At 72.4% G+C, this 9358-nt stretch carries 8 protein-coding genes; 3 read left to right on the top strand and 5 right to left on the bottom strand.

All coding sequences use genetic code 11. The features are described 5' to 3' along the window. Window positions 1-763: 763 nt before the first annotated feature. Window positions 764-1078, bottom strand: a complete 315-nt coding sequence (locus AB0H83_RS44485) for a hypothetical protein (protein ID WP_360107448.1) — start codon at window positions 1076-1078, stop codon at window positions 764-766. A 98-nt stretch (window positions 1079-1176) separates the two neighbouring features. On the opposite strand from AB0H83_RS44485, the gene AB0H83_RS44480 reads away from it, so the two are divergent. Beyond that, window positions 1177-2028 (top strand): 3-hydroxyacyl-CoA dehydrogenase family protein, encoded by an 852-nt coding sequence (locus AB0H83_RS44480; protein WP_360107445.1) that lies wholly within the window; start codon window positions 1177-1179, stop codon window positions 2026-2028. Here AB0H83_RS44480 and AB0H83_RS44475 read toward each other — a convergent pair. From AB0H83_RS44475 to AB0H83_RS44465, 3 genes are read right to left on the bottom strand one after another with little or no spacing between them, the layout of a single operon-like run. Then, window positions 2013-4211: an ATP-binding protein gene (locus AB0H83_RS44475; RefSeq protein WP_360107442.1), complete on the bottom strand. Its 2199-nt coding sequence runs from the start codon at window positions 4209-4211 to the stop codon at window positions 2013-2015. The genes AB0H83_RS44480 and AB0H83_RS44475 overlap by 16 nt on opposite strands. 37 nt (window positions 4212-4248) lie before the next feature. Then, on the bottom strand, window positions 4249-5034 hold the full coding sequence (locus AB0H83_RS44470; protein ID WP_360107439.1) for an ABC transporter permease: 786 nt from the start codon (window positions 5032-5034) through the stop codon (window positions 4249-4251). Then, window positions 5031-5873, bottom strand: coding sequence for an ABC transporter ATP-binding protein (locus tag AB0H83_RS44465; RefSeq protein WP_360107436.1), 843 nt, complete (start codon window positions 5871-5873; stop codon window positions 5031-5033). The genes AB0H83_RS44470 and AB0H83_RS44465 overlap by 4 nt, the downstream gene beginning before the upstream one ends. A 77-nt stretch (window positions 5874-5950) precedes the next feature. On the opposite strand from AB0H83_RS44465, the gene AB0H83_RS44460 reads away from it, so the two are divergent. After that, window positions 5951-7942: a protein meaA gene (locus AB0H83_RS44460; protein ID WP_360107433.1), complete on the top strand. Its 1992-nt coding sequence runs from the start codon at window positions 5951-5953 to the stop codon at window positions 7940-7942. A 3-nt stretch (window positions 7943-7945) separates the two neighbouring features. On the opposite strand, the gene AB0H83_RS44455 is transcribed toward AB0H83_RS44460, so the two are convergent. Further along, a complete protein-coding gene (locus AB0H83_RS44455; RefSeq protein ID WP_360107430.1) occupies window positions 7946-8575 on the bottom strand; it encodes a DUF4126 domain-containing protein in 630 nt (209 codons plus the stop codon). 88 nt (window positions 8576-8663) lie between these two features. On the opposite strand from AB0H83_RS44455, the gene nucS reads away from it, so the two are divergent. Beyond that, window positions 8664-9323, top strand: a complete 660-nt coding sequence (gene nucS, locus AB0H83_RS44450; RefSeq protein ID WP_360107427.1) for an endonuclease NucS — start codon at window positions 8664-8666, stop codon at window positions 9321-9323. Window positions 9324-9358 lie beyond the last annotated feature (35 nt).

The raw sequence follows: 9358 nt of genomic DNA, 5'->3' as shown, positions 1-9358 counted from the left end.
GGGTTCCCACCCCGGAGCCCCCCATGCTCGCTGCGCTCGCACTGCCTGCGCTGGCGCGCGGCAGCCTCACGCGCGTGCGCGCGGCATCGCCGGTGGTCGCCGCCCCACCCGGCCGGACCACCGTCGTGATCCAAGTCGCGCCCCGGCCGCCTGGACGACCACCCCGCGACTTCGATCAACCGGGCAAGACCAAGCGGGCGAGATCAAAGCGAGCCGGGCGTCGACCGCGACGGGACCGGCCACTCGCCGCGGCGACCCGCGGCGCGCCTCCCGACGCTTTGGGGTGTGCTTTGCCGGGGCATGACGCGCCGGCGAGCGTCGTCGCGCCGGCCGGGAGGGGTTCCCACCCGAGCCCTGTCACCCACGCTCGCACTGCCTGCGCTGCGCGCGGCAGCTTCACGCGCGGGCGCTCGGCATCCGGGGTTGCCGTCCCGCTGGCTGGATCGCCGTGGTGATCCAAGTCGCGCCCTGGTCATCTGGACGACCAGGACGCGACTTCGATCAACCGGGCAAGATCGTGCCAGGGCGGGCCGAGCCGGGGTGGGCCGAGCCGGGGTGGGCCGAGCCGGGGTGGGCCGGGCCGGGGATGCGGAGCCAGGCGGAGATGCGGCGCCACGGCGTGCCGGGCAACGGATCGAACCGGGCCGGCCACCGGGATGGTGCGCGCATGCGCAGGAAGCTGCCGCGCGCAGCGCAGGCAGTGCGAGCGCCAGCGAGCATGGGGGGTGTGGGGTGGGAACCCCCCACGGGACCCCTGGCGAAGCTAGGGAGCCAGTAACAGCCTGGCGCGGTCGTACTCGTCGGCGAAGACGAGGACGCGGACCATGCCGTCGTGGCCGGTGGCGAGGGTGGCCCTGACGCCGTTGCGGCGGAGGCGGTCGCGGACGTCGCGGGCGAACGCCAGGTCGCCGATCAGGGACACGGAGCGCAGCAGGCCGTAGTCGAGGTCACCGGCGGGGGCGGGTAGATGCGCGCCGCTGAGGGAGTGGGCCCTGCGTTCGCCGAAGCGGAGCAGCCGGATGATGAGGATCAGGGTGGCGAGAGCGCCGGCGGAGGCCGCCCATCCCGCGAGGTACATGAGGGGCACTTCCACAGTTTGCCACTAGAAGATCACTCTCCGGAGCCGGATAAGGTCAGCAGCGTCGAGACGAGGCGGTCTCATGGAAAGGGAGTCACATGGCGGGTCGATTGGCGGTCGTCGGAGCGGGGCTGATGGGGTCGGGTATCGCCCAGGTCGCCGCGCAGGCCGGGTGGGAGGTGACGCTGCGGGACCTGTCGGAGGAGGCGGTCGGGCGTGGCGTCGCGGCCATCGAGCAGTCGCTGACGAAGTTCGCGAGCAAGGGCGTGATCGCCGAGGGCGACGTGCAGGCGGCGCTGGGGCGGATCACCACCACCACGGACCTGGACGCGGCGGCCGAGGCCGACATCGTGGTTGAGGCGGTGTTCGAGCGGCTGGACGTGAAGCAGGAGCTGTTCGGCACGCTGGACAAGATCTGCCGGGCCGACGCGGTGCTGGCGACGAACACGTCCGCGATCCCGGTGACGCAGATCGCGACCGCGACGCAGCGCCCCGAGCAGGTCGTCGGGACGCACTTCTTCAGCCCCGTACCGGTGATGAAGCTGTGCGAGCTGGTGCGCGGCTACAAGACGAGTGACGCGACGCTGGCCACCGCCAGAAGCTTCGCGGAGGAGATCGGCAAGACCTGCATCGTGGTCAACCGGGACGTCGCGGGGTTCGTCACCACGCGGCTGATCGCGGCGCTGGTGGTCGAGGCGGTCAAGCTGGTGGAGAGCGGCGTGGTGAGCGCCGAGGACCTCGACCTGGCCTGCAAGCTGGGGTTCGGCCACGCGATGGGGCCGCTGGCGACCACCGACCTGACCGGCGTGGACGTGCTGTACCACGCGGCGAAGAACATCCACACCGACACCGCCGACGCGAAGTTCTTCCCGCCGGAGCTGCTGGCGCGGATGGTGATCGCCGGTGACCTGGGGCGCAAGTCGGGCAAGGGGTTCTACACGTACTCGTGAGCGGCGACACCGGCCGGGGCCGCCGCGGAGACTCCGGTGGCCCCTGGCACGGTGAAGCTGAAGCGGCTGCCGCCGCCGGGGTTGTCCTCGACGGTGATCGAGCCGCCGTGCCGGTCGACGATACGGCGGCAGATGGCCAGGCCCAGGCCGGTGCCGCCGTAGGACTGGCCGGCGTGCGCGCGGTGGAACGACTCGAAGACGTAGGGCTTGTCGGCGTCCGGCACGCCGATGCCCCGGTCGGCGACCTCGACGCGGACCCAGCCCGGGCCGGCCGGTGCCGCGCTGACGTCGACCTTCGGCACGCGGCCCGGCTGGACGTACTTGAGGGCGTTGCCGATGAGGTTGTCCAGCACGTGCCGCAGCAGGGCGGGGTCGGCCTCGACCCAGGGCAGCGGGCCGACGTAGATGTCCGGGCGGACCGCCAGATGGTTGACCCGCTCGGCGATGACCTCGCCGGCGAGCGCGCCGAGGTCCAGCGGCTGCGGTCGTAGGGCCGCGTCGCGGGCGGTGGTGTAGGCGAGCAGGTCGTCGATCAGCCGCCGCATGCGGACCACCCCGGCGCTGACCCGCTCGATGCTGGCGCCGGCCTCCCGGGCCTCGGGCGAGTGCGGCAGGGCCGGCGTGAGCGCGTCGTGCGCCATCTCGGCGTGCGCGGCGATCACGGTCAGCGGGTTCTTCAGGTCGTGCGCCACGATGCCGGCGAAGGCGGTCAGGTCGCCCTCTCGCTCCCGTACCTCGGTGATGTCGTGGAACACCGCGATCGCGCCGCGCCGGCCGTCGACGTCGAGCGGGCGCCCGCTGACGGACAGCAGGGTGCCCTCGGGCCGGGCCGCGTTGCGGATGACCATCTCGACCCGGTCGGTCGACTCGCCGGCGAGGGCCCGCACCAGCGGCAGCTCCTCGACGGGGAACGGGGTCACGCCGTCGGGCCGGTAGATGCCGTAGTACTCCTGCCACCCGTCGACCCCGGCCAGGTCGGCGTCGACGCCGAGCATCGCCTTGGCGGCGGGGTTGTGCACCAGGAAGACGCCGTGCTCGTCGACGACGCCCACGCCGTCGCTGATCCGGTCGAGGATGCCGTTGAGCAGCACGACCTGCCGGTGCGCGGTCCGTTCGGCCTCGCGCAGCTCCGCGGTCGCGGCGACCACCCGGGTCTCGGCGCGGGCCCGGCCGCCCGCGAGCGCCCACAGCATCACCACGACCAGCACGGTCAGCAGCGTGCCGCCGGTACCGATCGCCAGGGGCGCGGTGTCGGCGGGGCCGTTGAGGCCGGAGAGCCGGCGCGAGTCGGCGGTCAGCACGAGCCGCCAGTGCCGGTTCGCGATCGGGATGGTCACCTCACGGCGCAGGTCCGGCTCGGCCACCCGGTGCAGGAACGCGACCCGGGTCTCCTGGCCGCCACCGTTGTCGGCCCACAGGTCGGCGTCGACCTTGCCCTGGGTCGCCGCGTCCAGGACCCCGCCGACGAAGCTCTGCCCGCGCAGCCCGAACGCGACCCAGCCCTTGAACGTCTTGGCGCCGGACGGCGTCGGGTTGCCGTACACGGGCGCGGCGAACACGAAGGACAGCTGCTGCCGCGGCGCGGGCAGCGACCGGTCCCGCAGCAGCACATAGGTGTCCGAGACGGCGGGCCGGCCGGCGCGGCGGGACTCGTTGAGCGCGGCGGTCGGCTCGGCGGACTGCGACAGGTCGGTGCCCGCGGTGGCGGCGGGGGCGCCGTCCAGGGGCCTGGAGAAGATGACGAACAGGTGCTCCCGGCCGCTGCCCCTGACGGTCAGGTCGAGGCCGGTGACGCCGCGGTCGCGCCAGTACCGCTGGACCTCGTCGAGCTGTCCGTCCTGCGCGGGCACGACGAAGACCAGCGACGTGGCCCCGGGCAGGCCGGCGTCGCGCAGCGGCGCCGTGGTGGTGGCGAAGTCGTCGAACGTCAGCGTCTCGTGCGCCCCGACCGCCGCGGCGACGGTCCGCAGCGTGTCGAGGTACCGGTGGATCTCCGTGCGGACGGCGGCCTCGGCGCGGGACGTGTCGCGGTCCATGACGGCGTTGGCGCGGGCCCGCTGGTTGTCGCGCAGGGAGCCGGCGGCGTGCCAGGACGCCACGAGGCCGAGGGCGAGCACGAGCAGGATGGCCAGGATGCCGACCACCCCGGCATGCCGGACCGCCCTGCCCAGCCGACCGATCACCCTGCCCTGATCGGCGGGGCGTGCGGGATCCTGAGGCTTAGCCCCGGTCGGTCCAGCGGAACGTGAACACGCACAGCGCAAGGCCGATGACGACCCACGCGCCGAGCACGATCGCGACGTGCCCGAGCTGCCAGGCGCCGCCGACCTCGCGCACCGCGAACGAGTCGGGCAGGAACACCGAGCGCATGCCCTGGGTCATCCACTTCAGCGGGAACAGCGACGCGATGCTGCGCATCCACTCGGGGATCGTCGAGTACTGGAAGAACACGCCGGAGATGAACTGCAGCACCAGGGCGACAGGGGTCACGATCGCCGGCGCGCCGCGCCCGCTCCGGGCCAGCGAGGAGAACGCGATCCCGCACAGCGTGCAGGCGCTGATGCCGAGCAGCGACACCCAGCCGAACGTCACCCACTTCGCGGCGGTCGACGGCACCGGCAGGTCGTAGAAGGCCGCGGCGGTCGCCACCAGCACCACGGTCTCGGCCGCGCCGATGGCGATGACCATGACGACCTTGCCGATGAAGTACGCCGTGCGCGGCATCGGCGTGCCGCGCAGCCGCTTCAGGATGCCCTTCTCGCGCTCCATCGGGATCTGGATCGCCAGGGACTGGAACCCGGTGGTCAGCAGGCCGGCGGCGATGATGCCGGCGGCGAAGTACTGCGTGAACGACACGCCGGGGGCGATCTCGGCGTCGAAGACCGAGCCGAAGATGACGAGCAGCAGCAGCGGGAAGAACAGCGTGAAGATCACCGACTCCCGGCTGCGCAGGAACTGCTTGATCTCCAGCCCGCCACGGGCCAGTCCGAGCCGCAGGGTGGTCATTCGCCGGCGCCGATCATTCGCAGGTACACGTCCTCGAGGCTGGGTCTGATGACGGTGAGGCCGGGGACCTCGCCGCCGAACTGTTCGGCGAGCCTGGCCACGACCGCGGTCGGGGTGTCGGTCTGCTCCTGGCGGGGCCCGTCCGGGGTGTGCCAGCCGACCGTCGCGGCGGCGGTGCCCCGGTTGCCCAGCCGGGCCGGGGTGTCCACGGCGACGAGCTTGCCGGCGGCGAGCACGCCGACCCGGTCGGCCAGCTGCTCGGCCTCGTCCAGGTAGTGCGTGGTGAGCAGGATCGTGGTGCCGGCGGCGGCGAGCTGCCGGATCAGGCCCCAGAACTCGCGGCGCGCCTCCGGGTCGAAGCCGGTCGTCGGCTCGTCGAGGAACAGCAGCTCGGGGCGGCCGATGATGCCGAGCGCCACGTCGAGGCGGCGCTTCTGGCCGCCGGACAGGACCCTGGTCCGGTCGCCGCGCTTGCCGGCCAGCCCCACCCGCTCGATGACGGCGTCTGGGTCGTCGGCGTTGCGGTAGTACTGCGCGAAGTGATGCACGACCTCACGCACCGTCAGGTCGTCGAACTCGCCGGTGCTCTGCAGCACGATGCCGACCCGCTGCCGCCACGCCGCGTCGGCGTGCGCGGGGTCGACGCCGAGGACGCTGGCCTCGCCGGAGGTGCGGTGCCGGAACCCTTCGAGGATCTCCACGGTGGTCGTCTTGCCCGCGCCGTTCGGGCCCAGGAGGGCGAACACCTCGCCGCGGTGCACGTCGAGGTCGATGCCGTCGACGGCGACATGCCCCCGGTACCGCTTGTGTAGCCCGCGCACGGTGATCGCTTCGGTCACGGCGTTCACTATAGGCAAGGGCATCCGGTGACGATTTTCACCGACCCGACCAAATTACCGTTCAGTAAGGTTCTCGTATGGCGAAGCTCCCCGAGCGCGACCGCCCGTGGGTCATGCGCACCTATGCCGGACACTCCTCGGCCGCGGCGTCCAACGCGCTGTTCCGGCGCAACCTCGGCAAGGGGCAGACCGGCCTGTCGGTCGCCTTCGACCTGCCGACGCAGACCGGCTACGACCCCGACGCCGAGCTCGCGCGCGGTGAGGTCGGGCGGGTCGGGGTGCCGGTCTCGCACCTGGGCGATATGCGCACGCTGTTCGACGGCATCGACCTCGGTCTCGCCAACACCTCGATGACCATCAACGCCACCGCGATGTGGCTGCTCGGCCTGTACGTGACCGTCGCGCGCGAGCAGGGTGCGCCGCTGGACGCGCTGGCGGGCACCACCCAGAACGACATCGTCAAGGAGTACCTGTCCCGGGGCACGCACATCTTCCCGCCGGGGCCGTCGCTGCGCCTGACCACCGACACCATCGCGTGGACCGTCGCGAACTGCCCGAAGTGGAACCCGGTCAACATCTGCTCGTACCACCTGCAGGAGGCCGGCGCGACGCCGGTGCAGGAGCTGGCGTTCGCCCTGGCCACGGCGATCGCCGTGCTGGACGCGGTCCGCGACTCCGGCCAGGTGGCGCCGGAGCGCTTCCCCCAGGTCGCGGCGCGCATCTCGTTCTTCGTCAACGCCTCGGTTCGTTTCGTCGAGGAGACCGCGAAGATGCGAGCGTTCGGCCGGCTGTGGGCCACGCTGCTGACCGACAGGTACGGCATCTCCGACAAATCAGCGCAGCGCTTCCGGTACGGCGTGCAGGTCAACAGCCTCGGCCTCACCGAGTCGCAGCCCGAGAACAACGTCCAGCGCATCGTGCTGGAGATGCTCGGCGTGACGCTGTCGCGCGACGCGCGGGCACGGGCCGTACAGCTGCCGGCATGGAACGAGGCGCTCGGCCTGCCGCGCCCGTGGGACCAGCAGTGGTCGCTGCGGATGCAGCAGGTCCTCGCCTTCGAGTCCGACCTGCTGGAGTACCCCGACCTGTTCGAGGGCTCGCACGTCATGACGGCCCTCGTCGACGACCTCGTCGCCGGGGCGACCGCCGAGCTCGACCGGGTCCTGGAGATGGGCGGCGTCGTCGCGGCCGTCGAGTCCGGCTACCTCAAGAGCGCGCTCGTCGCCTCGCTCGCCGAGCGGCGCGGCCGGATGGAGCGCGGCGAGGACGTCGTCGTCGGCGTCAACCGGTTCGTCGAGACGGAGCCGTCGCCGCTGGTCGCGGCGGGTGCCGCGGCGATCGAGCAGATCGACCCGGCGGTCGAGGCCGAGGCCGTGGCGTCCGTGGCCGCGTGGCGCGCCGCCCGCCCCGCCGGCGAGGCCGAGGCCGCGCTCGCCCGGCTGCGGGAGCTCGCCGCCGGCACCGGCAACCTCATGGAGGCCACCCTGGAGTGCGTCCGCGCGGGCGTGACCACTGGCGAGTGGGCCTCGGTGCTGCGGGAGGTCTTCGGCGAGTACCGGGCGCCCACGGGTCTCACCGGCGCGGTGTCCACCAGCGTGCCCGGCACCGCGCTGGCGGCGGTGCGCGAGCGGGTCCGGCGCACCGCCGAGGAGATCGGCGCCGGCCGGCTGCGGATGCTGGTCGGCAAGCCCGGCCTCGACGGGCACTCCAACGGGGCCGAACAGATCGCCGTGCGGGCCCGCGACGCCGGCTTCGAGGTCGTGTACCAGGGGATCCGGCTCACCCCGGCGCAGATCGTCGCGGCGGCGGTCGAGGAGGACGTCGACCTCGTCGGGCTCTCCGTGCTGTCCGGCTCGCACCTGGCGGCGGTCGCGTCGGTCCTGGCCGGGCTGCGCGCCGAGGGCCTGGACGACCTGCCGGTCGTGGTCGGCGGCATCATCCCGCCCGAGGACGCCGCGACGCTGCGGGCGTCGGGCGTCGCCCGGGTCTTCACGCCGAAGGACTTCGCCATCACCGACGTCGTGGACGAGCTGGTCACCGTCGTGCGCGAGGCGCACAAGCTGCCCTGAGGCCTACATCGGCCGGTAGCCCTGCGCCTGGGCCCACCGGGCGGCGGCCTTCTCCTCCTTGCGGCGCCTGCGCCGGCGCATCATCCACCAGAACGCCACGAACAGCAGCACGATGAACAGCAGCACCAGCACCGGCAGGATGATCGCCACCAGCGACATCGCCACGCTCGCCACGTCCTCGATCGCGCTTGCCACCGGGGCGCCGAAGCCCGCGGTGCTCGCGTTGATCACCGGTCTCGATGCCGCCTTCATCCCGTGTACGCCCAGCGAGATCGCCCCGCCGACCACGATCGGCACCCACTGGTGGCTGCTGAAGAACGACCCGGGATCGGTCACGGTCACCGTCTCGGAGCTCGACGCGGCACCGAAGGCCAGACCGCCCGCGGTGGGCCGCACGAACGTCTGGATCACGTCGTTGACGTGGTCGACCACCGGCACCTTGTCCGCGACGAACTCGATCGCCAGCAGCGCCGCGACGATCGCGATGGTCCACCCGTTCTCCATCCACGTCCAGCCGTCGGGCAGCGTGATGAGATCGGTGTACCTCGCCAGCACGCCGATGGCGAGCAACGGGATGTAGGCGTTCAGCCCGGCCGATGTGGCCAGGCCGAGGCCCGTCAATGACTCCAGCACGTCCCTAGCATGACATCGACGCGCCACATCGGCGCTGTACAGCGGGTGTCGGTCCGGCAGCACCGGCGGCTGCGGCTAGGCTGTCGCGGTGCGTCTCGTCATCGCCAAGTGCTCGGTCGACTACGTCGGCCGGCTCACGGCCCACCTGCCGCCCGCCACCCGCCTCATCATGGTCAAGTCCGACGGCTCCGTGCTGGTGCACTCCGACACCGGTGGCTACAAGCCGCTGATGTGGATGACGCCGCCCTGCCGCCTGGAGGAGTCCGAAGGACTGTGGAGGGTCGTCAACAAGGGCGGTGAGGAACTGCAGATCACCGTCGAGGAGATCCTGCACGACGGCGCGCACCCCCTCGGCGTCGACCCCGGTCTGGTCAAGGACGGCGTCGAGGCCCACCTGCAGGTCCTGCTCGCCGCCGCCCCGCACACCCTCGGCGAGGGCTACACCCTGGTGCGCCGCGAGTACATGACCGCCATCGGCCCCGTCGACCTGCTCTGCAAGGACGCCGACGGCGCCTCGGTCGCCGTCGAGATCAAACGCCGCGGCGAGATCGACGGCGTCGAGCAGCTCACCCGCTACCTGGAGCTGCTGGGCCGCGACCCCCTGCTCGCCCCGGTCCGCGGCATCTTCGCCGCCCAGGAGATCAAGCCCCAGGCCAGGGTCCTCGCCGAGGACCGCGGCATCCGCTGCGTCGTCCTCGACTACAACGCCCTCCGCGGCGTGGTGAAGGACGAGCTGACGCTGTTCTGAGCTAGCTCCGCGCCGCAGGCGGCGCGGGGCGGGGG

Origin of the sequence: Dactylosporangium sp. NPDC050688, assembly GCF_040654515.1 — a bacterium.
Taxonomy (GTDB): Bacteria; Actinomycetota; Actinomycetes; order Mycobacteriales; family Micromonosporaceae; genus Dactylosporangium.
Note: the sequence above shows the minus strand (reverse complement) of the source record. Positions and strands in the feature narration are given on the sequence as shown.

Bases quoted from the DNA above. Each gene is read 5' to 3' on its own strand.
- AB0H83_RS44485 (WP_360107448.1), bottom strand. From the start codon at position 1,078: ATGTACCTCGCGGGATGGGCGGCCTCCGCCGGCGCTCTCGCCACCCTG.
- AB0H83_RS44480 (WP_360107445.1), top strand. From the start codon at position 1,177: ATGGCGGGTCGATTGGCGGTCGTCGGAGCGGGGCTGATGGGGTCGGGT.
- AB0H83_RS44470 (WP_360107439.1), bottom strand. From the start codon at position 5,034: ATGACCACCCTGCGGCTCGGACTGGCCCGTGGCGGGCTGGAGATCAAG.
- AB0H83_RS44460 (WP_360107433.1), top strand. From the start codon at position 5,951: ATGGCGAAGCTCCCCGAGCGCGACCGCCCGTGGGTCATGCGCACCTAT.